The sequence below is a fragment of the Rhizobium sp. BK661 genome (assembly GCF_024808825.1).
Taxonomy (GTDB): domain Bacteria; phylum Pseudomonadota; class Alphaproteobacteria; order Rhizobiales; family Rhizobiaceae; genus Rhizobium.
The window spans coordinates 225,700-250,906 of sequence record NZ_JANTYT010000007.1; the positions used below are offsets into that span (position 1 = coordinate 225,700).

At 59.9% G+C, this 25,207-nt stretch carries 19 protein-coding genes and 1 tRNA gene; 11 read left to right on the plus strand and 9 right to left on the minus strand.

Going from position 1 to position 25,207, the window contains the following annotated elements; translation table 11 throughout:
- Positions 1-2,514, plus strand: coding sequence for a DNA ligase D (gene ligD, locus FHX16_RS17235; RefSeq protein WP_259129487.1), 2,514 nt, complete (start codon positions 1-3; stop codon positions 2,512-2,514).
- 21 nt (positions 2,515-2,535) lie between these two features.
- On the opposite strand, the gene FHX16_RS17240 is transcribed toward ligD, so the two are convergent.
- The 4 genes from FHX16_RS17240 to FHX16_RS17255 form a co-directional block, all read right to left on the minus strand.
- Positions 2,536-3,345: a Ku protein gene (locus FHX16_RS17240; RefSeq protein ID WP_183861023.1), complete on the minus strand. Its 810-nt coding sequence runs from the start codon at positions 3,343-3,345 to the stop codon at positions 2,536-2,538.
- Positions 3,346-3,471: 126 nt separating this feature from the next.
- Positions 3,472-4,569 carry a DNA topoisomerase IB gene (locus FHX16_RS17245; RefSeq protein WP_259129489.1) on the minus strand — a complete coding sequence of 366 codons (1,098 nt, stop codon included), beginning with the start codon at positions 4,567-4,569 and terminating at the stop codon, positions 3,472-3,474.
- Between the two features lie 77 nt (positions 4,570-4,646).
- Complete coding sequence (locus FHX16_RS17250; protein WP_259129491.1) at positions 4,647-4,976, minus strand: hypothetical protein; 330 nt, start codon at positions 4,974-4,976, stop codon at positions 4,647-4,649.
- Positions 4,973-5,755 carry a DUF2092 domain-containing protein gene (locus tag FHX16_RS17255; RefSeq protein WP_259129493.1) on the minus strand — a complete coding sequence of 261 codons (783 nt, stop codon included), beginning with the start codon at positions 5,753-5,755 and terminating at the stop codon, positions 4,973-4,975. The genes FHX16_RS17250 and FHX16_RS17255 overlap by 4 nt, the downstream gene beginning before the upstream one ends.
- A gap of 378 nt (positions 5,756-6,133) precedes the next feature.
- On the opposite strand from FHX16_RS17255, the gene FHX16_RS17260 reads away from it, so the two are divergent.
- From FHX16_RS17260 to FHX16_RS17270, 3 genes are all read left to right on the plus strand, one after another.
- Positions 6,134-7,321, plus strand: a complete 1,188-nt coding sequence (locus FHX16_RS17260) for an efflux RND transporter periplasmic adaptor subunit (RefSeq protein WP_259129494.1) — start codon at positions 6,134-6,136, stop codon at positions 7,319-7,321.
- 34 nt (positions 7,322-7,355) lie between these two features.
- Positions 7,356-10,508 carry an efflux RND transporter permease subunit gene (locus FHX16_RS17265; RefSeq protein WP_259129495.1) on the plus strand — a complete coding sequence of 1,051 codons (3,153 nt, stop codon included), beginning with the start codon at positions 7,356-7,358 and terminating at the stop codon, positions 10,506-10,508.
- A gap of 210 nt (positions 10,509-10,718) precedes the next feature.
- Entirely contained in the window at positions 10,719-11,288 is a 570-nt protein-coding gene (locus tag FHX16_RS17270) for a hypothetical protein (protein WP_183861014.1), read from the plus strand.
- 383 nt (positions 11,289-11,671) lie between these two features.
- Here the strand turns inward: FHX16_RS17270 and FHX16_RS17275 are convergent, their stop codons facing one another.
- Positions 11,672-12,691, minus strand: a complete 1,020-nt coding sequence (locus FHX16_RS17275; protein ID WP_183861012.1) for an alcohol dehydrogenase — start codon at positions 12,689-12,691, stop codon at positions 11,672-11,674.
- A gap of 308 nt (positions 12,692-12,999) precedes the next feature.
- Here FHX16_RS17275 and FHX16_RS17280 point away from each other — a divergent pair, with 308 nt between their 5' ends.
- The 3 genes from FHX16_RS17280 (at position 13,000) to FHX16_RS17290 (ending at position 14,875) form a co-directional block, all read left to right on the plus strand.
- On the plus strand, positions 13,000-13,188 hold the full coding sequence (locus tag FHX16_RS17280) for a hypothetical protein (protein WP_016554582.1): 189 nt from the start codon (positions 13,000-13,002) through the stop codon (positions 13,186-13,188).
- Positions 13,189-14,337: 1,149 nt separating this feature from the next.
- Complete coding sequence (locus FHX16_RS17285) at positions 14,338-14,535, plus strand: hypothetical protein (protein WP_183754461.1); 198 nt, start codon at positions 14,338-14,340, stop codon at positions 14,533-14,535.
- 97 nt (positions 14,536-14,632) lie between these two features.
- Entirely contained in the window at positions 14,633-14,875 is a 243-nt protein-coding gene (locus FHX16_RS17290) for a hypothetical protein (RefSeq protein ID WP_183754463.1), read from the plus strand.
- A gap of 174 nt (positions 14,876-15,049) precedes the next feature.
- Here FHX16_RS17290 and FHX16_RS17295 read toward each other — a convergent pair whose 3' ends face one another.
- Together FHX16_RS17295 and FHX16_RS17300 are read right to left on the minus strand one after the other, a co-directional pair.
- A complete protein-coding gene (locus FHX16_RS17295) occupies positions 15,050-15,892 on the minus strand; it encodes an SDR family NAD(P)-dependent oxidoreductase (RefSeq protein ID WP_183861010.1) in 843 nt (280 codons plus the stop codon).
- Positions 15,893-16,073: 181 nt separating this feature from the next.
- Positions 16,074-16,149: transfer RNA gene (locus tag FHX16_RS17300), tRNA-Ile, on the minus strand.
- A gap of 155 nt (positions 16,150-16,304) precedes the next feature.
- Here FHX16_RS17300 and FHX16_RS17305 point away from each other — a divergent pair.
- The 3 genes from FHX16_RS17305 (at position 16,305) to FHX16_RS17315 (ending at position 18,459) form a co-directional block, all read left to right on the plus strand.
- Positions 16,305-17,048: an SIMPL domain-containing protein gene (locus FHX16_RS17305; RefSeq protein WP_183860982.1), complete on the plus strand. Its 744-nt coding sequence runs from the start codon at positions 16,305-16,307 to the stop codon at positions 17,046-17,048.
- A 249-nt stretch (positions 17,049-17,297) separates the two neighbouring features.
- Positions 17,298-17,681, plus strand: a complete 384-nt coding sequence (locus FHX16_RS17310) for a hypothetical protein (protein WP_183754473.1) — start codon at positions 17,298-17,300, stop codon at positions 17,679-17,681.
- 286 nt (positions 17,682-17,967) lie between these two features.
- On the plus strand, positions 17,968-18,459 hold the full coding sequence (locus FHX16_RS17315; protein ID WP_183754475.1) for a heme-degrading domain-containing protein: 492 nt from the start codon (positions 17,968-17,970) through the stop codon (positions 18,457-18,459).
- A gap of 112 nt (positions 18,460-18,571) precedes the next feature.
- Here the strand turns inward: FHX16_RS17315 and FHX16_RS17320 are convergent, their stop codons facing one another.
- Positions 18,572-19,825 (minus strand): D-arabinono-1,4-lactone oxidase, encoded by a 1,254-nt coding sequence (locus FHX16_RS17320; RefSeq protein WP_183860980.1) that lies wholly within the window; start codon positions 19,823-19,825, stop codon positions 18,572-18,574.
- 136 nt (positions 19,826-19,961) lie between these two features.
- Entirely contained in the window at positions 19,962-21,221 is a 1,260-nt protein-coding gene (locus FHX16_RS17325; protein ID WP_259129496.1) for an AGE family epimerase/isomerase, read from the minus strand.
- Positions 21,222-21,393: 172 nt separating this feature from the next.
- On the opposite strand from FHX16_RS17325, the gene metH reads away from it, so the two are divergent.
- On the plus strand, positions 21,394-25,167 hold the full coding sequence (metH, locus tag FHX16_RS17330; RefSeq protein ID WP_259129498.1) for a methionine synthase: 3,774 nt from the start codon (positions 21,394-21,396) through the stop codon (positions 25,165-25,167).
- Positions 25,168-25,207 lie beyond the last annotated feature (40 nt).

Sequence of the window (25,207 nt, forward strand, 5' to 3'; positions counted from 1 at the left end):
ATGGCTTTGGAGGCCTATCAGGCGAAGCGCAATTTCAAGGTGACGCCGGAGCCAAGAGGAAGCCGGCGTTCCACCAAATCCACATCACCAGCCACGCTCAATTTCGTGATTCAGAAACACGACGCGTCACGCCTTCACTATGACTTCCGCTTGGAACTCGATGGTGTGCTGAAGAGCTGGGCCGTCACCCGCGGACCGAGCCTCAATCCCGATGAAAAGCGGCTTGCAGTGCATGTCGAGGATCATCCGCTAGACTACGGAGACTTCGAAGGCACCATCCCGAAGGGTCAATATGGCGGCGGCACAGTGCTTCTATGGGATCGTGGAACGTGGACGCCGAATGGTGATCCTCACAAGGGTTACAAGAAGGGTCACTTGGAATTTGACCTCGAAGGCGAGAAACTCAGCGGTCGGTGGCACCTGGTTCGCATGCATGGCAAGCCGGGCGAAAAGCAGGAGAACTGGCTGCTGATCAAGGCGGAGGACGAGGATGCGCGCCGCAAAGGCGATATCCTGAAACAGCGGCCGGAATCGGTGAAAAGCGGCCGCAAGATTGAAGAGGTGACAAAGCACCCCGACGCCACCTGGGACTCCCGTCGCAAGGGTGCATCGAAGCCCGCTGCAAGGGCTGTGGCGACTCGAGCGAAGCCGCAACGCCACGATTGGCCGAAGGGCGCCGAAAGGGCAGCGATGCCTGACTTCGTCGAGCCTGAGCTTGCCAAGCTGAAGGCGAAGGCACCATCAAGCAAAGGCTGGATTCACGAGATCAAGTTCGACGGATACCGGCTTCAGGTTCGGCTTGAAAATGGCAAGGCAGGGCTGTTGACGCGCAGCGGGCTCGACTGGACCGAGAAGTTCGGCCGGGAGATTGCCGATGCCTTCGCCGCGCTGCCGGCAAGGTCGGCGATCCTTGATGGAGAAATCGTCGTCGAGCGGGAAAACGGAGCCTCGGATTTTTCGGCGCTGCAAAGCGATCTCAGCGAAAGGCGGCATGATCGGTTTGTCTTTTATGCGTTCGACCTCTTGTATCTCGACGGCTATGATTTGCGGCAGGCAAAGGTGACTGACCGGAAGCGGCTGCTGGAGGCGCTACTCGCGGGCGACTCCGGAATGATCCGCTACAGCCAGCATTTTACCGAAAGCGGCACAGTGGTTCTGGAGCATGCCCGCCAGCTTGGTCTTGAAGGCATTGTGTCGAAATTGGCTGACAGCGAATACGTTTCGGGACGTACCGGCGACTGGGTGAAATCGAAATGCCTGGAGAGACAGGAATTTGTTATCGGCGGCTATGTGCCCTCGACCGCGATGAAGAATGCAATCGGCTCGCTGGCCATGGGCGTTTACCGCAAGGGCAAGCTCGCGCATGTCGGCAGGGTAGGGACGGGCTTCAGCGTTAATGTTGCCCAAGGACTCTATGAGACGTTGTCGGCAATGGCGCAAAAAGACAACTCCTTCGACGATGATCTCACCACCGAAGAGCGCCGTGGGTTGGTCTATGTCACGCCAAAGCTCATCGCCGAGGTTGAATTTCAGGCATGGTCGGCTGACGGCAACTTGCGGCATGCTGCATTTCGTGGACTGAGGGAAGACAAGGCGCCAGAGGACGTGATGCCGGAACTAACAAACGCACCCGCTCGAGAACTGCCTCAGTCCAGCGTGACGCTCACGCATCCAGATCGCATCTATTGGCCCGAGGAGGGCGTCACCAAAGAGGGGCTGGCCAGCTACTATGCACGGGTATGGCGCTTTATCGAACCCTATGTGACGAAGCGGCCACTTGCTCTGTTGCGCTGCCCCGATGGCATCGCCGGCCACCAGCGGTTTTTCCAGAAGCACGCCTGGAAAGGCATGAATCCAAACATCGAACAGATCACCGATCCGAAGGACAAGGGCGGCGAGAAATTGCTGCGCATCATGGACTTCGACGGGATGGTGGCGCTCGTCCAGTCCGCCGTGCTGGAAATCCACCCCTGGGGTGCCACGACTGACAGCTGGGAGAAACCGGACATGATCACCATGGATCTTGATCCGGCCGATGGCGTCAGCTGGTCGGATATCATCGCTGCCGCCAACGAGTTGAAGGAGCGTCTCGAAGCGGCGGGTTTGGCGGCCTTCGTCAAGACCTCCGGCGGCAAGGGGCTGCATGTCGTCACACCGCTAAAACCGAAGGCCAGCTGGGTACAGGTCAAGGCCCTCGCCAAGGCGCTCGCCGATGGGATGTCAAAAGATCAGCCTGACAAGTATCTTGCGACCGCTACGAAAGCGAAGCGGACCGGCAAGATTTTCATAGACTATCTGCGCAATGGGCGTGGCAACACGGCCGTCGCCGCCTACTCCACCCGCGCCCGGCCAGGGGCTGCTGTCTCCATGCCGCTTGAGTGGACCGAGCTGACCGAGGAAATCGGTCCGGCCTATTTCACCGTCGACAACGCTCCGGCGCGTCTCGATGGCCTGCGGAGCGATCCGTGGGCGGATTTCTTTGCCGCCGCCGTTCCGCTGGAGAAGCGAAAGTAAGGGACGGTCGCTTGCGATCTGTCAGTGAGATTTCGGACGCCCCGTTTCCTTGGCGAGGCTTTTCTTCAGGGCGTCCATGATGTTGACGACGTTGCCTGTCGGTTTTGTTGTCGGCCGCTTGGAGGATGGCGGTGTGGCTTTGACCAGGCTCTTTTGCTTCGCGCGGATCATCGCTTTCAGGCGTTTCTGGATAGGATCCTGCACCATGGTCGGTTGCCATTCCTCGGTCCGGTCCTTGACGAGTTTCGTCATCAAGGAAAGCACGGTGGCATCGACCTTACCATCGCCGTCGAGCGTGGCTGCCGGCGGACGAACTTCGTCGCCGAAATGCAGCGTCCAAAGGATGATACCCTTGCCCTGAGGCTCCAGCAGGACGGCGCGCTCGCGCCGGTAAAGGACGAGCCGGGCAATGCCGACCACATCGTTTGCCTTCATCGATTCGCGGATCACGCAGAATGCCTCCGTACCGACCTTGTCCTCCGGTGTTAGGAAGTGCGGCTTGTCGTACCAGATCCAGTCGATCGAGCCGCGTGGCACGAATGTATCGATGTCGATGGTCTTGGTGCTCTCCAGTCCGACCTCTTCGAGCTCCTTGTCCTCGAGAATGACATAGTCGTCTTCGCCGCGGGGATATCCCCGGGCTTGATCCTTGTCGGCAATTGGCTTGTGGGTGACGCTGTCGACGTAGCGGCTTTCGACGCGGTTCTTTGTCTTTCGGTTCAAGACGTGAAATCGAAGTTGGTTGCTGTCCGTGGTAGCCGGGGTGAGCGACACCGCGGCGGTGACGAGTGACAGCTTGAGATAGCCCTTCCAATAGGTCTGACGTGCCATTTGCGCCCTGGCGCCCTGGCGCCATCTCCCGTGGCCGCATTCGCGGCGATTTCCCATAACGGCCTGGGGCGTGGTTTGGTTCCATCGCGATCGTAGCTAAGCGGCGGATGTATGAAACGGCTGCCCTTAGCGCCCGTTCAGGCCTTTCAGCCAGCGCAGCACAGCGATTTCACCCTGGTCCATCCAGCGCAGTAATCTGGCGCTTCGGCTCGGCCGGCCGGCAGCGAGCTTGGCAAGCTCACCTGCTTCGAAGCTCTCGAATACCTTCGGATGGATGTAGGACGACCTGCAGACGGCGCGCGTGTTGACCAAGCGTGCGGCAACTGCATCGACGACCTCGTTCATTTGTCGCGCTCGCCCGCGCTGGCTTTGCTCCGGCTCAAGCGCGGCGAGCGCGATTGCTGCCATTTGTGTTGCGCCCCATGTGCGGAATTGCCGGGACGTGAAGTCGGTTCCGGACGCCTCCCGTATGTAGGCGTTGACGTCCTGCGACTGGATCGGATGAGAGGCGCCGCTGTCATCGATATACTGGAACAGCTGCTGGCCGGGCAATTCCTGGAGCATGCGCACGGCGCGGGTGATGCGACGGTCGCTGTGGCTGAGGCGCCATTCCTTCCCGGACTTGCCCTTGAAGCGGAAGTGGATGCTCGAGCCTGAGATTTTCACATGCCGGTTTCGCAGCGTTGTCAGGCCGTAGGAGGCGTTGTCTGCGGCGTAACTCGCATTACCGACGCGGATATAGAGATTGTCCAGAAGCCAGACGATGGTCGCCAGCGCCTTGTCAATATTGGGCGTCCGGCGCCGCAGGTCGGAGTCTACTTTCTTGCGGATCGCAGGAAGCGCCGAGCCGAAATCGGCTAACCGCTCGAACTTGCTTTTTTCTCGCTCAGCCGTCCATTTGGAATGGTAGCGGTACTGCTTGCGGCCGCGCGCATCACGGCCGGTAGCCTGCAGATGAGAATTCGGGTCGGCGGAGATGAGAACCTCCGTGTAGGCGGGCGGAATGGCCAGCGCCGAGATTCGCTCGAGCTCCGCCTGGTCGGCGATGCGCGTGCCCTGGGCGTCGTGGTAGACAAATCCGTTCTTGACGGCTCGCCTTGTTATGCCCGTCACCAGGTTCGCAATAAAGACGATACCCCCGGTCGCCGGTGGCTCGGTGAGCGCAGCCGCCAGTTTCTCGTCAAGTTGCTGTTTATAGGTCGCTCTCTGGTCCACAGTGAGCATGAAACGCCGTTGCCGTCGGTAGGTTCCGATTCAGCCCGGCAGCCTACCAACAGCCACTCAAAAGCTCCGCAATCCTGCTATTCGATGACCACCTGAACGTAGGTAGCGCCGCTCTTGGCGTAGTAGAGCGATCCACACCGGTAGTAGTAGCCCCCGTAGTACGGCCCGTAGACGCAGCCTGCCGGCAGCGTGTTCACGTAGACGGTCGTTCTGCGCACGACGCGGCGTGTCGTTCGACGAGCGGCGCCCGCATAGGACAGCGGTGTCAGGGGGCGGCCGATTTCGGCTTGTGCCGGGGTGGATGCGCTGATGGTTACCGTGGCTAGGTCGTTCCCCTCCATGCTGACATCGAGGGAGGCGAACGCAACCGCGAGCGCAATAGCGAAAATCCGTACGGAGGTTTTCATTGTGCATCTCCCGTCTCTGTCGGCGCGGGCAGTTCATCGATCTGACCAAGTTCGCTGAGATCAACCTTCTTGGCATCGCCGGGTATTTCGATGGCAAAGTTTGCCACCTTCACATCTTCTCCTGTGCGGAAGTTCCGGACCTCGAGCATGTATTCCGGCGCCTGCACCACGTGTTTGCTGGTCACCACATAGCGCTTCGGAACAGGCTTCGCCCCCGATTCTATCCATATCTGCCAGTCGACATCATTCTTCCGGAATGTCAGGTATTCGCATTCCACACCGTCGACGACAGCGCTTGAAATGTGCTTGGACTTCGTGACGCCGTCCATCAGCGTATCGAAGCTGTTCGAGAGCAACAGATCGGAGCCCGGGATTTCTGCACCGGCGTTCTGAAGCCGGTCGAAAAGCTCGTCGAGGCTGCCCTTTGCGTCGATCTGGGCGTAGGCGTCGAGGTTCTTTCCGTGAACCGTGAACTTCGTGCCGTCAAAGCTGACGTCAAGGTCGGCAAAACCTCCGGTGCGCGTCACCCGGATTTTGTCCGGCCGGCCGACCGTTGCTGTGCCGGAGCTGACGAATTGCAGCTTCTCGAAGGTCGGAGTCACAGCTTCCACGGAAGAGACATAGTCGAAGGAGAATGTCTTTTGAGCCGCCATATAGTCGGACATTGCCTTCAGCAATTCCTTCGAGTCGTCCGCCCACGCCGGGCAGTTCGAGCCTGCGGTTATTGCGCACAAGGTCACCAATACCTTGAAGCGTGTCGCCAACATTAATTTCGCCATGTCACGGCCCTCACTTTCGCAACGGTTGATTGGGTACGCGTCGAATGCTGGGTACGTTAAGGTCGCCGGCGGCATTGCCAGCAAGGCCACGCTTTCGAGTGCCTTCGGGGCATCAAAAACCGCGGAGACCGTCGGATTGGACGGAAGCCCGGCTACTGTACGTTTCTTTTTCTTGCGGCCGAAATGTAACTGCAAGTTCATCTTTTGTCACATGTTTCATCCCGTATCGCCAACTATTTATCGCGCGTGCCTCTATTGCTTTTCGCGGAAATGCGGAAATATTGGTTCATACTATACTCTGCCCAGGCGCATGGACTGTTGGGATACGCCAGGGGCGCACATGAAATCCGAAGCTCGTGCATGCATCGGGGCAGAAAAATGCGCGAAAGTTCGTATCGAGGGCTGCATCATATCGGTATTTTGACGGTGGTCGCTGCGTTATCGGCATGCGACAGCGGGAACAATGCGTATGTGCCGCCGCCGCCGCCGAAGGTGAACGTGGCGCAGCCATTGCAGCAGCCGGTGGTTGAATATTTTGAGCTGACCGGCAACACGGATGCGATAAACGCGGTCGACATCGAGGCCCGCGTGCAAGGCTTTCTTGAAACGATAGACTACAAAGACGGTACCCCGGTAAAGAAGGGCGACAAGCTCTTCAGCATCCAGCGCGACACCTATAAGGCACAGGTTGACCAAGCCCAGGCGCAACTGGCTTCGCAGCAGGCGTCGCAAGTCGGCGCGAAGCAGGAATACGACCGGCAGCTCAATCTGATGAAGCAGGAAGTGACTACACAGACAGCCGTCGACAGCGCCAAGGCGACACTGGATGAAGCAAACGCCTCCATCCTGAACGCGCAGGCGAGCCTCGATCTTGCAAACATCAACCTCGGATATACGGAGGTGGTCGCGCCCTTCGATGGCACCGTAACGAACCACCTCGTGGATGTCGGCGCGCTGGTCGGCGTGTCAGGCCCGACGAAGCTTGCCACAATCGTTCAGACCGACCCGCTCTACGTCTATTTCAACGTCAGTGAGGCTCAGGTGCTGATGATCAAGCAGAGCCTCGCCAAGGCCGGGCGCAAGCTGACCCAAGCCGACCTTCCCAATATCCCGGTGGAAATCGGGCTCGGCGACGAGGAGGGCTATCCACACAAGGGGCACCTCGACTACGTCTCACCGCAGATCGATGCCTCGACAGGCACGCTTTCGGTTCGGGGCATCATCGACAACAAGGACCACGCACTTTTGCCGGGTCTTTTTGTCCGCGTTCGTGTTCCTGTCGCCCACCAGGACAAGGCGCTCGTCATTCGTGATGATGCGATCGGTACCAATCAGCAGGGAAATTACGTGCTGGTGCTCGGCAAGGACGACGTGATCGAGCAGAAAGTCGTCAAAATAGGCCAGCGCAATGGCCAGATGAGAGTCATCGAATCCGGTCTCGATCCCGCGGATTGGGTCGTCATGGCCGGGATCCAACGGGCCGTACCCGATATGAAAGTCACGCCTGAGAAAATCACGATAGAGGCCGCGGCAACGGGGGATCCGAGCGGATCGAAGGTCCCATGAGCCGGCAGCGGATCAGCTCCAGGAGGCGAAACGGATGATCTCGCGCTTCTTCATCGAGCGGCCGGTACTCTCGAATGTTCTCGCGCTGGTTTTCGTCCTGATCGGCGCCGTCGCATTGTTCCAGCTGCCGGTCGCCCAGTACCCCAACGTAGTTCCGCCGACCGTTCAGGTGACGACGCGTTATCCCGGCGCGAGTGCCAAGACTCTGGTCGATACCGTGGCATTGCCAATCGAATTGCAGGTCAACGGCGTCGAAAACATGCTCTACATGCAGTCGACCAGTGCCAGCGACGGCACCTATTCGTTGACGGTCACCTTTGCAATCGGCACCGATCCGGATCAGGCGCAAGTCCTGGTCCAGAACCGCGTCGCCATTGCGATGCCATCGCTGCCGCAAGCCGTTCAGGTTCAAGGCGTGACGACGCAGAAGAAGTCGACGTCGATCCTGGGGTTCGTCACTCTCACTTCGCCTGACAGCCGCTTCGACAGCCTCTTCTTGTCGAATTACGCGGTCATCAACCTTCAGAACGAACTGGCTCGGCTTCCCGGCGTCGGCAATGTCAGCGTTTTCGGCGCGGGCCAGTATGCGATGCGGATCTGGATGGATCCGGATCTGTTGCAGGCCCGCGGACTGACGCCGCAGGACGTTATCAGTACGGTGCAGCAGCAGAGTCAGGAGGTCACGGCGGGGCAAGTCGGACTGCCTCCAGTGCCTAGCGGACAGGATTTCCAATATACGCTCAATGTCAGCGGTCGTCTCAACGACGCTCCCGACTTCGAAAACATCATCGTGAAGGTCGATTCTGCCGATGGCGGTCGGATAACGCGTATACGCGATATCGGTCGCGTCGAACTCGGCGCGCAGACCTATAGCCAGTCCTTCCTGCAGAACCGGCGACCGGCGACCGGTATCGGCATTTTCCAGCTGCCGGAGGCGAATGCCATTGCGGTTGCCCAATCCGTTCGAGCGAAGATGGCGGATCTGTCGAAAAGCTTCCCACCCGGCCTTCAATACACCATGCCGTTCGATACGACGAAGTTCGTTGAGGCGTCGATCAAGGAAGTCTACAAGACACTGATCGAGGCGGGCGTTCTGGTCCTGATCGTGATCCTGCTGTTCCTGCAAGATTGGCGGGCGATGCTGGTTCCGGCGACGACTGTGCCTGTGACGATCATCGGTGCGTTTGCGGCGATGGCGGCGCTTGGTTTCACGGTCAATCTGTCGACGCTGTTTGCGATCGTCCTTGCGATCGGCATCGTCGTCGATGACGCGATTGTCATCGTCGAGGGGGTTTCGCGCCATGTCGAGGAGGGGATGCCAGGTCGGCAGGCGGCAGAGAAGGCAATGGACGAGCTTCTCGGTCCGGTCATCGGCATTACGCTCGTTCTCATGGCGGTCTTCATTCCGGCCGCCTTCCTGCCAGGCTTGACCGGCCAGCTCTACCGGCAGTTCGCGCTTGTCATCGCCGCGACGGCGCTGATCAGCGCAATCAACGCGATCACCCTGAAGCCGACGCAATGCGCCCTCTGGCTGAGGCCGCCTGTGCCGCCCGAACGGCGCAACTTCTTCTATCGCGGCTTCAACCGAGTTTACGATGCGGCCGAGAATGGCTATTCGCGGCTTGTCGGTGGCCTTGTGCGGAATAGTACGATCTCAGTCCTCGTGGGCTTGGCACTGATCGGTGTTGCCTTCTGGGGCCTAACCCGTCTTCCGACTGCGTTTCTCCCGACCGAGGATCAAGGCTATGTGCTGATCAGCGCGCAATTGCCGGACGGCGCCTCGAAGCAGCGCACGGATGCGGTGATGCAGCAGGTCAGCGAGATCGCCGAGGCGACGCCCGGCGTCGATCAGGTGCTGACGATCAGCGGGATTTCGGTGCTGGACAACAGCGCAAGCCTGCCGAACGCCGGTGTCGCCTATGTCATTCTCAAGGACTGGGACGTGCGTGGAAAGGAAAAAGGCCAGGACCTGCTGTCGATATACCAGCACCTGAACGGCGCGCTGGATAGTATCATGACGGCAAAGACGCTTGTCCTGGTTCCTCCTGCAATCCAGGGTATCGGCAACGCCAGTGGGTTCACCATGCAGGTGCTCCTCAAGGACGGCAGCTTCGATTTCGCGCTGCTGCAAACACTGGCCAATACGATCGTCGAGCGCGGCAACGCGCAGTCCTCGCTGCAGCGGCTGCAGACCTCGTTCCGAGCGGACGCTCCGCAGCTCGAGGTTTCTGTCGATCGCATCAAGGCCGAGACACTCGGCGTCACCGTCGGGCAGGTGTTCTCTGCGCTTTCGGGCTATGTCGGATCGAGCTATGTGACACAGTTCAACAAGTTCGGCCGCACCTTCCAGGTCTATGTGCAGGCGTCGCCGGAATTCCGCGTGCGGCCGGATGACATCCGCAATCTGAAAGTCAAGGCGGGCGATGGCACCATGGTGCCGCTGGGTACAGTAATCGACGTGACCAGCGTGCCGGGACCGTCGCTGATCAGCCTCTACAATCTCTATCCTACCGCCACGATCGTTGGCGGCGCCGCGACCGGCTTCAGTTCGGGGCAGGCGCTGAATGTCATGGAGCAGATCGCGGATCAGACATTACCAACCGGGGCCGGCTTTGAATGGACCGCCTTGTCCTACCAGGAGAAGGCAGTCGGCACGCAGATCTACTACGTCTTCGGGCTCGCCATTCTGCTGGTCTATTTCGTTCTGGCCGGCCAGTACGAAAGCTGGATATTACCTTTCGCGGTCATTCTCGCGGTTCCTCTCGCGCTCCTCGGCACGGTCGGCGCCCTGACGGCGCTCGGCGTCGCCAACAATCTCTATACGCAGATCGGCCTCATTCTGCTTATCGCGCTGTCCTCGAAGAATGCCATTCTGATCGTTGAATACGCACGTGAAAAGCGAATGCAGGGAATGGAAATCGCTGCCGCGGCAGTGCTTGCGGCACGATTGCGTTTCCGGCCGATCCTGATGACGTCGTTCGCCTTCATTCTCGGCGTTTTGCCCCTCGTGCTGGCGACCGGCGCCGGGGCCAATGCGCGCCGGTCGATCGGTATCTCAGTCTTCAGCGGCATGATCGCGTCGACTTGCCTAGCGGTTTTGCTGGTGCCGTCCTTCTATGTGATCCTGCAACGCTTCGAGGAATATCGAAAGCGCCGCACTGCGGCAGTACCGGATACACAGACATAAATGCCGTGGCGTCAGAGACGCGACTGTCAGGTCATTGAGCAACACTGACGCCCACAATTGAGGATTTGTTGTCCCAGACAGAGGCGAGCCCATCGTGGCCCATCCTCTGTGCCGTGGATAGCAAGGGCGCGCCCTCCCGAAGAGGGCCCCCAGAAGCAGCCTCACGATGCCGACGTGGTCGACACTGTGATTTCCGCAGGGAGAGGAACTATGAAGGATTTCTCGTCGTCATCATTGGATGTCTCATCCGCGAAACGCGCCACTTGGAGAACGAGACTTGGCCTGCCGCTGCTTTGCGCAGTCACGCTGTTTGCGGGCACGACAGTTGCGCAACAGCCGACGGATGCGCAGCGCAACGCCATCAAGTCCGCCTGCCGCAGCGATTTCCTATCGAATTGCTCCGGCGTCACGCCGGGCGGCAAGGAAGCGCTCGCCTGCCTGCAGCAGCATGAGGCGTCACTGTCGTCCGGATGCAAGCAGGCGATCAGCGCGCTCGGCGGAAGCGGCAAGGCCGCTACTCCGAAATCATCGTCCGACGCATCGACAGCCCCGGCAACGCCGGATAGCGGCACGCCCAAGGCCGCCGCGCCTGCTGCCGCAGCCGCACCGGAACTTTCGCCGCGCGAGGAGATGGTCATTGCCCGCGAGGCGTGCGGGCCGGACTTCCGATCTTACTGCCGTGCTGTTCCGCTCGGTGGCGGCCGCGGCATCGCCTGCCTGAGGGAGAACATGTCTCGCCTGTCGCCAGGCTGCCAGAAGGTCTTGGCGCACGGGCTCTAATTCGTCGCGTGTCCCATTTCCGAAACCGGTGCGCAGATGCGCCCGATTCGCAGCTTGGTCACAAAGTCGTCAGACCTAAGTCCGACTAGCCAAGCGGACTGTCGGCACTAACTGACCCTTGTCCTTCTGCCCCGAAGGATGAGGGAGGCTTTAGGATGTCGCGGACCAACCCTCCTTCAGCCTCCCTCTTTTCGATCGGACCTTTGTCCAACTTCCCAAGTAGCTTCACTCAGCCTAAGTTATTGTTGTCCTTCCGCCAAAAAGGACGCACAGGGGTACCTTCGGGTCCCTGAGGGCTCGAGAGGATCACCGCGGGTAGGCTGACCTCTCGGCTCTCCCGCTGTCGCATGCAAACGTGAAGTTTCGAACTCGCCCAAGCTCAGCTATTTGCCGGTCGTTATGACCATCCGGAACCGCGCCGCCCCACTCATCATTCGCTCATAAGCCTCTGCGGCCCGCTCCAGCGGCATGGTTTCGATCATCGGACGAACGTTGGCGAAAGCGCTGAATGCGAGCGTGTCTTCCGAGTCGCTCGATGTCCCAGAGGGCCATCCCTGAATTCCGCGACGACCGCCAATCAAGAGGAATGGCGAGACTTCAATCGGCTCGGATGAAGCGCCAAGCACTATCATCTTGCCATTGACTGCCAATCCACCAAGCACCGCGCTCATCGCCTGTGAATTGGTGACGGTCGACAGGATCACGCGGGCTCCGCCGAGCTTGCTCAATTCGGCGGCGACATCCTGCGTGGTGCTGTCAAGATAGCGATGAGCTCCGAGCTCACGCGCCAACGGCTCCTTGTCGGCACCCCGCGCAATGGCGATCGTGCGACAGCCCATTTTCGCGGCGAATTGCACGCCAAGGTGGCCGAGCCCGCCGACACCAAGCACGGCAACCGTATCGCCCGCCCGAACGCCGCTGTTGCGCAATGCGTTGTAAGTGGTGATCCCGGCGCACAGAAGGGGCGCGGCCTCGGCGGCATTGAGTTCATCGGGGATTACGGCCAAGGCTTCAAACGGTGCGACCATATACTCCGCATAACCACCGTCATAACTGATCCCCGGAATTTGTGCCGTCTCACAGGTCACGAAATCGCCCCGGCGACAGGAGGAGCAGTGCCCACAATGACCGCCGTGCCAGCCAACTCCGACGCGTTGGCCCGCCTTCCAACGCGGCACGCGTTCGCCGACTTGGTCGATAACGCCGACGACCTCGTGGCCCGGTATGCGCGGGTAGGCGATGCCGGGAAAGGCTCCCAATACAGTGAAGGCATCGCTATGGCAGACTCCGCACGCTTGAACCTTGATCAAGACCTGGCCGGCAGCGGGGGTCGGAATCTCGCGTTCGACCAGTTGCAAAGGCGCATTGGCATTTCTTACTTCGACAGCGCGCATGCTCGGCATGGAATCCTCCTCAGATTTCGTTACCTCACGTTCAGCAGGCATTGCCAATCGTATCACCGCGGCAGGCTTTCGCATGCGTGGCCGCATCTAGTGCGGTGGAGGTGTTCTTCAATCCGCTCACCCAACCGAGCATAGGGCAGGGTTTCGGCTGGCGTGGGTCAACCAAATCCAGCGTGCCGCCCTGTCGGAGGTCAATGGTACATTCCCACCAACTGCGTGGTGGTTTTCTCTCACAAGATCACGGGATCGTTGCGATAGTTGCTTTTTCTCAGGTCGTCTAGAATTGCCCGGCCTACTGGAGTCGTGTCGTGACCGAGACAATTGTGCAGCAACTGATCTTTACATTGGGCGTCGCCCGCGAAATGGCATCCTGGGAAAGTCCTGACTACGATTTTGTCATACTGCTTATCCAGCAGGCTTTGCGAGCAGCCGAGGAAGAGGCGTTGCGTCACGGTATCGTCACCGATTTTGATGCTGCATCGGAGCACCAACAGTAATCGGCAGCGTACGGTCGGAACCAATTCGCCAAAGGCGCCAACCGTACGCTCGTCGATCCGGGAGAGGCTGGGGTCGGCTCCAGGATCGACCCAACGAAAACTAGGGGAGCGCAGGCGGACTGGTATTTGCGTCTTTGCTGATGTTTCGATTTTTGTTCTTGCGCCAATTGGATGTCTTCTGATCGTAAGCGAGAATGAGGCAATGCCGGAGAGCGAACTCATCGAGCTGATTTTTGCACTTTGCTTTGCGCGCGAAATCGCCTCGCGCCGAAGAACGGCGGTCTATGAGCTCGTCATCTATCGTATCGACCAGGCCCTACGGCTCGGATGCCCTCAGCCGTGGCATTGCGATCGACGTTGATCGCACCGACGTGACCTAGGTTTAGAACTCTTAATAGCTAATACGGTCCTTAAGCTTTGAATGCCTCGCCGAGATCCATCTGAAGGCTCTGTTTCTCACCCAGAAAGGGGACCGATCACAACAAACGCGTGTAGATCGATAAGTTTCCCCTCATATACGGCAAGCGAAGAAAAAGCCCCGCAGTCGCGGGTGCGGGGGCAGAGGCGCGAGTTGCACTTTGAGGGGTTTCACTTCCCAAAGCATAGCCAAAACACAGCGGGTCGGATTTTGTTCCTGGCGTGTCCACAAAAAAGAGGCCCGCATTTTTGCCGTTCAGGCAGTTGATCGATTGGCGGAAGCGCAGCTGGTCGCCAATTCTTACCGGTGACGAAGCTTGGACCTGGTCTCAATGGGAGGCTTTCCGCCCGAGATGGCGGTCCTTCGTTCCTTCGAACTCTTGTGTATGAGCGACGCACGTACGTCATTTCGGCTTCGCACATGCGGTAATTGTCATATGATTCGAAATGCTAAAAAATCACAAAAATCAGTTGCTTGCCTTGGTTTTCTCGAATACGTTCACTTCACAGGGCAGTTCCCACTAACAGTACTTCCGGCAGCACTCCGCGGCGCTTTGACCTCACTCGAGGAGGGTGATGACGTTGTTTCTACGACTTGGTTTCTTCGCAACGGCTCAACGAGTGCGTGATCTCGTGTCGATCCGATACCGACCGACGACGACAAGCTGACTCCGTCGTCAATCCTTGATCCAATTGCTCGATGGTGCGTGCGCCCACGCCCGAGGTTTGTCTATGCGAAAGCAAGCTGTCGTATTCAACGGTCAGGAAGTCGGGATTGCGGTTCCCGTCGAAAACCGCCTCAAGTTCATCGCTGTCCGGTTCAGTGTCATTGACCTCGACAACAAGCTTTTCGATACGGTCACGGAAATCCGGCGCGCGATCACTGAACATCTCGCGTCCAGCGGTCGTCGCGCCGTCGCTTCACACTGAATGCCAAGCCGGAATCTTCGGCATCGGCTCAACAGAGATTGCAGGCTTACAAATGAGGGGCTGTAAAGCGGTCGCCTCAATCTGGGGGAGATCAGGAATGCTAGTCACGAGTATCCTTGAAACCGAATTGGCCGTGCTCTCGCTGTCCGTTCAGTCTTGGTACAGGCATTACAAGGCCAAACCGGACGACAAGAGATCGGAGATGATCTGCAGCGCGGCGCTCGACCTCTTCAATCGCGGTCATCGCACCCAGGAGGAACTCACTGGTATGCTGATCGCGCGGTTTCCTCTGGCAACCGTGGATGTTTTCATCGCTCCGGCATCCCCGGTTGTCCACTAGTCCCAACGGCCGACTCAGCATTGCTATGGTGCCGTTTACACAGGGGGCCGCCCAAACGAGAGGCGCCGAAACGATGAAGCTGCTCAAACTTTTCCGGGTGCTCGACATCGCCGATCTATGCGCACGACGCGGTAGCGGACAGGCCGTCGAGGCTGTGCAAAGGCAGACGCGAGTTCAGCTCTTTGCAAAGTCCGCCGCTGTGAGGGGAACAGGTCGGTAGCCGTCGATGTCAGCTATGTCGTATTGCCGGCCCAGCTCTGCTGCGACCAAGGCGTGCCCGGATTTCGACATCAGCGCAGGGTCTCGCCAAAGTCCGGCAATGACGTGCCCGATAAACCTGGGGGACTCGGAGTTGGACAAGTCGAAATAATCTGCGTTCCGCATGACCGCTTCAGTGCGGACCAGACCGGGATAGAGTGCGACGGCGGCGACGTTGTGGGGACGCAGCTCGTGCGCGAAATCTGCGGCCATCTTGTCGGCAGCAGCTTTGGCGATTCCATAGATCGCATTCCCCTCGTAGAGTTGAGCTGCCCAGAATGAAATATTGACGATTAGACCGCGATGGGTTGAGATCATCATCGGCGCCACTTCCCGCGACATCATGAAAGCAGCCTTCAGTGCAGTGCCGATCATGGCGTCCCATCGCCGGCTTGGTTGCTCCCAGAACGGTCGAGGCCAGGTGAATTCGCCATCCTCGACCATACCTTCATAGCCGGGCCACGCATTGTTCACCAGAATATGCAGCCCGCCGCCGGTTCGGATCCCCGCGGCCACACGCTCGGTTTCGGCGTCGTTGCTGTGGTCACAGTGATGAATGACAACTCGTCCGGGTAGGTTCGCGGCCTCAAGCTCCAGCCCTTGGAGCGATCCGGCGCGGTTACCCTCGGGACCCGCCTCTACCTCGGAAAACGTCCTGCCAGTAACGTGTACCGTGGCTCCCTCGGCGAGCAAAGCAAGCGCAATCCCGCGGCCGACGCCACGGCTTCCGCCCGTCACCAATGCGACGACATCTTTCATGTCGGATAGCCTCCCTCTTGCTCGGGAGCTTTTGTGCGCGAGCGCGTTTGAACAGTCAACGACAGCGCGTGAAGGCCACTCCATCCTGGCCGACCTGGACGTTCCTATTAAGGCCGCGCATGAGTTTCGATCCGTCGCCCAAAATGGCACAGGCGAAGCGCGCAGAAAACTCTGAAGAGAGTGGTGGGCCCGGAGGGACTCGAACCCCCAACCAAGCGGTTATGAGCCGCCGGCTCTAACCATTGAGCTACAGGCCCGGCGGCAACGTCGCTGCCGTGTCCGGCGCAATGGTTCCCCGGAACGGGTTTCGCTCTAACGCAATTCTGCAGCGGTCACAAGGGACTGCCGCAATAGCTTCACAATCAATCGGCAAGACGACAAACGAGACTTCACAATCACGGAGTGAAATATCGTGTTGCCTAACACCAGAACAATCGCCTTCAGCCTTCTGCTGAGCCTTCCGACCGCTGCTGCCACGGCACTGCCGACGCTGGCTGCCGATTCCCAGTCTCGCGAGCCCGTGATTTCCGTTAGCGGCGAGGGCCAGGCCAGCGTAGCGCCCGACATGGCGGTGCTCAACCTTTCCGTTGTGAAGCAGGCAAAAACCGCACGTGAAGCGCTCGACGAGAACAATAAGGCGATGAGCGAGGTGCTGGCTGCGCTGAAAAAGGCAGGTATTGCCGAGCGGGATCTCCAGACCTCCGGCTTTTCCGTGCAACCGCAATTCAATTATCCGCAATCCAACGATGGCCAGCCCAAGCCCCCGGAGTTGATCGCATACCAGGTGTCCAATTCGCTGAGCGTGCGTGTCCGCGACCTGTCCAAGCTCGGCGCCATCCTCGACGAGGCGGTTACGCTCGGCGTCAACCAGGGCGGCGACATCCAGTTCACCAACGACAAGCCGGAGAAAGCGATGGAGGAGGCACGCAAGAATGCCGTTGCCAATGCCATCGCGAAGGCGAAGACGCTTGCCGAAGCCGCCGATGTCAAGCTCGGCCGCGTGGTCGAGATCACCGAGACCCTGCCGCGCCCGCAGCCGGTGCCGGTTTTTCGGGCAGCAATGATGAAGGAGGGGGCCGACTCAGCCGTTCCCATCCAGGGCGGTGAGACGAGCTACAACATTACCGTCAACGTGACGTTTTCGATCGCGCAATGATCGTCGGGTGGCTCGGCCGCCTTCCATTTGAGATTAAACGGCCATTGATATTCGCTGCAATATCAATGGCCTATTTCTTTTCTACGGTGCGCGGGAACCGTGAGGCCGATAAAAGGCTTTCTCACGCATATATTACACTATAACATAGATCGTGTTATTCGGTCCCGCAGGGGAAACCTGAGTTCTGCTTCCCACGTAGCTGCCCGGCCGAAAAGGAGGAATGGCACTAGCCCTAAAGAGGAGACAGACATGACGAATGCCTTGCCGCCGCTTCACAATGGACACGCCCCGTTCACCCTTCAGGAACTCTTCCGCGAAGCACTCTATGCCTTCGAAGAGTGGGATACGGAACTCACGGAACCAATCGTCACCTTCGAAGGACGCGTCGTTCCCATCAGCCAGGTCTTTGAAGCGATGCGCCAATGCGACGATATCGTTCCGATGAATATCGTCGGGGCCGTCACCGAACGGCTGACAAAGCCTTGGGAAGGCGAGGGACCGCTCGACCAAATGAGTTTCTCGACCGCCGCCCGCGTCATGGGCGTCCTGGTTCGCAAGCGCCTTCTGGCCAACGGCGTGCCTGAAATCGCCGCCGTTGCGGAACAGACGGCTGAACGCCACGCCGACAGTTGAGTGGCGGACTGCGGTGATCCGTCGCGCTTCCGGCATGAAAATCACAGGGGCATGAAGGACTGCTTGAGGCCGGCGCAATTGTCTGCGCCGGCCCCCGCCGCGTTATGTGGTGCGTCAATCCATTTTGTGGCCGGTGCCGATACGACTGCGCTAGACCGCGATGCCGACAATCCGCGATCATTCACAATGCTCTCCTGTAGCTCTAGGGTATCGCCACGATTCTGCTTTACTTTTCCCTTCCGCTTGCATTTGTTCAGAAAAAAGCATTGCAGGAGAGGGAACAAACATGACCATGCCCGATGAAGACCTCGGACGGATCGCCGACCAGGAGAGGCTGCTAAGCTTCGACACCTTCGATCTCACGACGGCATGGCAGCTCGGCAGGCTCCTGCAGGAACTCGCGAGCGAACGCGGTCTCGGCGTCGCGATCGATGTCACGCTGCATGCAATGCCGGTTTTCTATGCCGCGCTCCCGGGCGTTACGCCGGATAACGTTCAATGGGTACGGCGCAAGCGCAACCTGGTGCTACGCTATTTCAGAAGCAGCTATGCAATCGGCCTCGACCTCAAGCAGAAGGGCAAGACGGTTGCCGACAACGGCCTGTTGGATGCCGACTATGCGCCACACGGCGGCAGCTTTCCGATCAATGTAAAGGGCACCGGCTGCATTGGAGCAGTCACCGTCTCCGGCTTGCCACAGCGCGACGACCACAACCTTGTGGTCGAGGCGCTCGCCCTGATGCTGGCGAAGGATCTCGACGCGTTGCGCCTGGCATGATTGCCATTCCAGCTGGCGTAGTTTGAAGCGCGAGCTCTGTGCTGCCAGCGATCCCTTCCGGAGAAAGTTGCAGTTCGATCAGGTCGAGCCAAACCTCGTTCGCGGCCAGCGCTTAGCCTTCACCTGAGCCGAATACGACGGTTTCCAACCACGGGTTGGAGAACGTCCGCTCCGGATCCATCCGGTCTCGGAGGCGGGCAAATTCGGCAAGCTTTTCATATTTGCCGCCGACGTGGTGGCCCGTGAAAACCTTGCCCCAGTGTGGCAGGGGCGCGAAGGGCGACAGCGCCTGCTCAATGTGCCTCGCAGCCGCGTTCACCGCGTCTTGATCCCGAGTCCAGGTGAAGTGGATCGAGAGCGTGTCGCGGCGATATTGCGGGCTGAGCCATAGTTCATCTGCCGCAACTGTCCGGAACTCGGCCGCCTGCACCAGATGGGCAAACTTCTCACGGATCGACAGCAGAGCGTCGATGGAAGCCGCTCCGTATTCCCGTGGGATGTGGAACTCGGACTGTATCTCCTCGCCGTTGCTCGGCGTGAAGCCCATCTTGAAGTGCGGTAGCCTGTCGGACCAGCGCCCATACTGCCCGAGTTGTTCGGTGGAGTTTTGTGCATCCAATCCGCTTATCGGATGCCGGTTGACCGTTGCGCGCGTTGCACCGTGGATGTCCGCAGGCCATTTATCGTCTGATGCGGTTCTCTTGACCCAGATCGACCCCACTTGCTGGCCCCATTGGGTGAACACACTGACGCTGTAACCCAAAGCCATGATTTCATCGAGGTTAGCCAAGAGCTTGTCCCAAGCCAATCCGTCGTAGACGCACTGCGCGACCTGAAACTCCGGCTGAACGTCAAGCGTCACACGTGTAACGACACCAAGGGCGCCGAGGTGCACGACCATGCCGGCGAAATCGGCATCGCCGCGAGCAACTTTCATCAGGCGGCCGTCGCCAGCGACAATTTCGAGTCCTGAGACCGCCGTCGCCAGATTGCCGTTCCGATTGCCCGAGCCGTGCGTCGCTGTTGCGATCGCTCCGGCGATGGAGATGTGGGGTAGGGAGGCCAGGTTGTGAACGGCCAGACGATGGCGATGGAGGAAAAGCGCAAGCTCGCCATAGGTGCAATGACCGGCAACGGAAACTTGCGTTCCGTCACTCTCGACGAGAGGGTTGATTGGCAGATCGGCGAGCGACAGGGCAACTTCGCCATCCGCGATCGCATTGAACGAGTGGCCGGATCCCAGCGTCTTTATCTTTGGCGATCGCGCCACGATTTCGCAAACCGCGTCCAGGGAAGACGGGTATAGGCAGTCTCGGAATCCATAGTGAAAGCTGGCCGCCCAATTGGCCGTTGGGATAAGCGTCATACAAAACCTCGCACCGATCTGTTTTTCAGCGCACAATCATTCCGGCTGCTTGTCGTCGCTTGGCGACAGTGGGCCAGCGTCGTGGCCTGCGCTCGAAAATAATGGTCAAGCGCCACGGAGGTGGCGCTTGCTCAAATCAGATTTTGCCGCCCGCTTCCGCGATGACCTTGGTCAGGCTGCCGGTCGCCGGGAAGAGGGGGATCAGGCATGCCTGCAGGGCGTGGTAGATGTCGCCCTTGCCGGGGAAGAGGCTGTGCGAGGGAACGAGATCCTCCGTCAATTCCTCATGCCAGCCGCCGTTCTTGTGGTCGATGAACGAGCGCTCGATCACGTTCCAGATCCTGCGGTAGTGTTCCTCGTGGTAGTCGCTCGGCAGGTGATCATTGAGGAAGTGCGCGGCAGCGGCGCCTTCGCAGGCCGGCCACCACAGCTTGTTGCGCTTGGCCGGCTTGTCGTCCCAGTCGAGCGTATAGAAGAAGCCACCCTTTTCGTCGTCCCAACCGAGCGCGATCGACTGCGAGAAAAGGCTCCTGGCCGCATCCGGCATCCACTCCTGCTTCTTGCCGCCGAGCACCCAGAGCTGGAGGAGGAGGCGTGCCCATTCCAGCCAGTGGCCGGGCGTTGTGCCTGCCGGCCGGAACATCTCGTTTGGATGATAGTAGTCCTTGTCGAGGCTCCAAGCCGTGGTGAAATGCTCGCCGACGCGCCAGCCGACGGAACCGGCAGCGCGACGGATGACGAGGTCGGCGATGCTTTCGGCCTTGGCGAGATAATCGCGATCACCCGTCGCCTCGAAGGCGGCCATCAGCGCTTCGGTGAGATGCATGTTGGAGTTCTGGCCGCGGTAGTTGCCGCCGTCGAGTGGCTGCCATTCGGCGGTGAACTCCTCGGCAATTGCGCCGTGCTTGGCTTCCCAGAACTTGGTGTTCAGGACCTCGGTGATGTCGGCAAGCATGCCGTCGGCCAGCGGATGGCCGATCGTCTTGGCGGAAGAGGCCGCAAGCAGCACGAAGGCGTGGCCGTAGCCCTGCTTGTTGGTGTCGACCGGGCCATTGTCATCAAGCGACCAGAAATAGCCGCCGTTTCTGGTGTCGCGGTGATGGTTCCAGATGTACTGCATCCCGTGGTCGACGACGTCCGAGGCGCCCGGGCGACCGAGCAGGGTGCCGATCGCAAAGCAGTGGACTGCGCGCGACGCGATATGGATCGGACGGACCTGGCCGGCGGCATCGAGCGGCTTGCCCGCGTCGTCGAGATCGAAGAAGCCGCCCTTGGGATTGATGGAATTGTGCTGGAAGAAATCGAAGAGCCCGTTTGCCTGCGCAAGCAGCCAGTTGCGGTGGTAGCTGCGGGTGGTCCAGTTTCCGAGCGCGGCGTCGCCGTTTGCAGGTGCCATGATACTCCTCCGATTTCGTGCACAAAGCCTTTGCAACCGCCTATATAGAGGCCGCCCGAGTCTGTCATCTGCCAAGCGCCGCAAAGGCGCCACATGACACGGATATATTGACATAAAGATATCTTTATGTGATTGGACCATCTGGTCCGTAACGACGTCAAGGAGTCCGCCCGTGTTTGATACTCTGTTTGGTTCCGAAGGGGCAAAGCGCGACGGTAGTGAAGTGTTTGCTGCGCTGAAGAAAGCCGCGAGCGAACGCATCCTCGTTCTTGATGGCGCCATGGGCACGCAGATCCAGGGTCTGGGCTTCGATGAAGACCATTTCCGCGGCGATCGCTTCATCGGCTGCGCCTGCCACCAGAAGGGCAACAACGACCTTCTGATCCTGTCGCAGCCGGATGCGATCGAAGAGATTCATTACAAATACGCCAAGGCCGGCGCTGACATCCTTGAGACCAACACCTTCTCGTCGACCCGCATCGCGCAGGCTGACTACGCGATGGAAGGCGAGGTCTATGCGCTGAACAAGGAAGGCGCCGAGATCGTGCGCCGCGCTTGCATCCGCGCCGAGCGCGAGGATGGCCGTCGCCGCTTCGTCGCCGGCGCAATCGGCCCGACGAACCGCACGGCCTCGATCTCCCCTGACGTCAATAATCCCGGCTTCCGCGCCGTCACCTTCGATGACCTGCGGGCGGCTTATGCGGAGCAGATCGACGGCTTGATCGACGGGGGGGCCGATATTATCCTGATCGAGACGATCTTTGACACGCTGAATGCGAAGGCCGCCATCTTTGCCTGCGAGGAGCGCTTCGAGGCGAAGGGCATTCGCCTGCCGGTCATGATCTCGGGCACGATCACCGACCTTTCCGGCCGCACGCTCTCCGGCCAGACGCCGACCGCCTTCTGGAACTCGGTGCGTCACGCCAACCCGTTCACGATCGGCCTGAACTGCGCGCTCGGCGCCAACGCCATGCGTCCGCACCTGCAGGAGCTGTCGGGCGTTGCTGACACCTTCATCTGCGCCTATCCGAATGCCGGCCTGCCGAACGAGTTTGGCCAGTATGACGAGACGCCGGAGCTGATGGCGGCGCAGATCGACGAGTTCGCCCGCGAGGGTCTCGTCAACATCGTTGGCGGCTGCTGCGGCTCGACGCCTGAACACATCAAGGCGATCGCCGAGGTGGTGGCGAAGTACAAGCCGCGCCCGATCCCCGAGCATCGGCCGTTCATGTCGCTGTCGGGCCTCGAGCCGTTCGAGCTGACCAAGGATATTCCTTTCGTCAACGTCGGTGAGCGCACCAACGTCACTGGCTCCGCCAAATTCCGCAAGCTGATCACCAATGCCGATTACACGGCGGCGCTCGACGTGGCGCGCGATCAGGTCGAAAACGGCGCGCAGATCATCGACATCAACATGGACGAGGGCCTGATCGATTCCGAAAAGGCGATGGTCGAGTTCCTGAACCTGATCGCCGCCGAGCCGGATATCGCCCGCGTGCCTGTGATGATCGACAGTTCGAAGTTCTCGATCATCGAATCCGGCCTGAAGCGGGTGCAGGGCAAGCCGATCGTCAACTCGATCTCGCTCAAGGAAGGCGAAGAGAACTTCCTGGCGCAGGCGAAGCTGCTGCATGCCTATGGTGCGGCTGTCGTCGTCATGGCCTTCGATGAGACCGGGCAGGCAGACAGCTACGAACGCAAGGTCGAGATCTGCGCCCGCGCCTACAAGCTGCTCACCGAGAAGGCGGGCTTCCCGCCTGAAGACATCATCTTCGATCCGAACGTCTTCGCGGTCGCGACCGGCATCGAGGAGCACAACAACTACGGCGTTGACTTCATCGAGGCGACCCGAACGATCCGCAAGACGATGCCACTGGTGCATATTTCGGGCGGCGTGTCGAACCTGTCCTTCTCGTTCCGCGGCAATGAGCCGGTGCGCGAGGCGATGCATGCCGTGTTCCTCTACCACGCCATCCAGGCGGGCATGGACATGGGTATCGTCAATGCCGGCCAGCTTGCCGTCTATGACCAGATCGACGCGGAATTGCGCGAGGCCTGCGAGGACGTGGTGCTGAACCGCCGCAGTGACGCGACTGAGCGGCTGCTCGAAGTGGCCGAGAAATTCCGTGGCGGGGCTGCGCGCGAAGGACGCGTGCAGGATCTCTCCTGGCGCGAATGGTCGGTCGAGAAGCGTCTCGAGCATGCGCTGGTCAACGGCATTACCGAATATATCGACGCCGATACCGAAGAGGCGCGCCGGAAGGCCGAGCGTCCGCTTCACGTCATCGAAGGCCCGCTGATGGCCGGCATGAACGTGGTCGGCGACCTGTTCGGCTCCGGCAAGATGTTCCTGCCGCAGGTCGTCAAGTCGGCGCGCGTGATGAAGCAGGCTGTGGCCGTGCTCCTCCCTTACATGGAAGAGGAGAAGCGCCAGAACGGCGGCGACGACCGCAAGGCTGCCGGCAAGATCCTGATGGCGACCGTCAAGGGCGACGTCCACGATATCGGCAAGAACATCGTCGGCGTCGTGCTCGCCTGCAACAACTACGAGATCATCGACCTCGGCGTCATGGTGCCGGCGACGAAGATCCTCGAGACCGCCGTTGCCGAGAAGGTTGACGTCATCGGCCTGTCGGGCCTGATTACGCCGTCGCTCGACGAGATGGTGCATGTCGCCGCCGAGATGGAGCGTCAGGGTCTGGACCTGCCGTTGCTGATTGGTGGCGCGACGACGAGCCGTGTCCACACGGCCGTCAAGATCCATCCGGGCTACAACAAGGGTCAGGCTGTCTACGTCACGGATGCGAGCCGTGCCGTCGGTGTGGTCTCGACGCTGCTGTCGCCTGACAATCGCGACGGCTACGTGGCCGACATCCGCGCCGAATACGCCAAGGTGGCGGCGGCACATGCGCGCAGCGAGGCCGAGAAAGTGCGTCTGCCGCTTGCCCGCGCCCGCGAAAATGCGCAACAGGTCGATTGGGCGGTCTATAAGCCGACCAAACCGAGCTTCCTCGGCACCAAGGTGTTCGACGGCTACGATCTCGCTGATATCGCCAAGTACATCGACTGGACGCCGTTCTTCCAGACCTGGGAGTTGCGTGGTCGGTTCCCGGCTATTCTCGAGGATGAGAAGCAGGGCGAGGCCGCTCGTGCGCTATGGGCCGATGCGCAGGCGATGCTGAAGCAGATCATCGACGAGAAGTGGTTCCACCCGCGTGCCGTCATCGGCTTCTGGCCGGCGAACGCGGTTGGCGACGATATCCGCCTGTTCAAGGACGAGAGCCGCAAGGACGAGCTTGCAACCTTCTTCACGCTGCGCCAGCAGCTGTCGAAGCGTGACGGCCGGCCGAACGTCGCGCTGTCGGACTTCGTTGCGCCGGTCGAACGCGGCGTTCAGGACTATATCGGCGGCTTCGTCGTCACGGCCGGTATCGAGGAGGTCGCGATCGCGGAACGCTTCGAACGCGCCAACGACGACTATTCGTCGATCCTCGTGAAGGCGCTGGCCGATCGCTTCGCCGAAGCCTTCGCCGAGCGCATGCACTTACAGGTACGTCGCGAATACTGGGGCTACGCCAAGGACGAGCATCTCAGCAATGAGCAGCTCATCACCGAGGAATATGCCGGTATCCGCCCGGCACCGGGTTACCCGGCACAGCCTGACCATACCGAAAAGAAGACGCTGTTCGGCCTGCTCGATGCGGAGAAGGCGGCTGGGGTGACGCTCACCGAGAGCTATGCGATGTGGCCGGGCTCTTCCGTTTCCGGCATCTACATCGGCCACCCCGATTCCTACTACTTCGGCGTCGCCAAGGTGGAGCGGGATCAGGTCGAGGATTACGCGAACCGCAAGGGCATGAATGTTGCGGAGGTCGAGCGCTGGCTTGGGCCGGTTCTTAACTACGTGCCGCGCAAGCGCGACGAGGAGATCGAGGACGCGGCCTGATTGGCTGCGTCTTCAGTATTTGATTCAACGGCTGCATTGA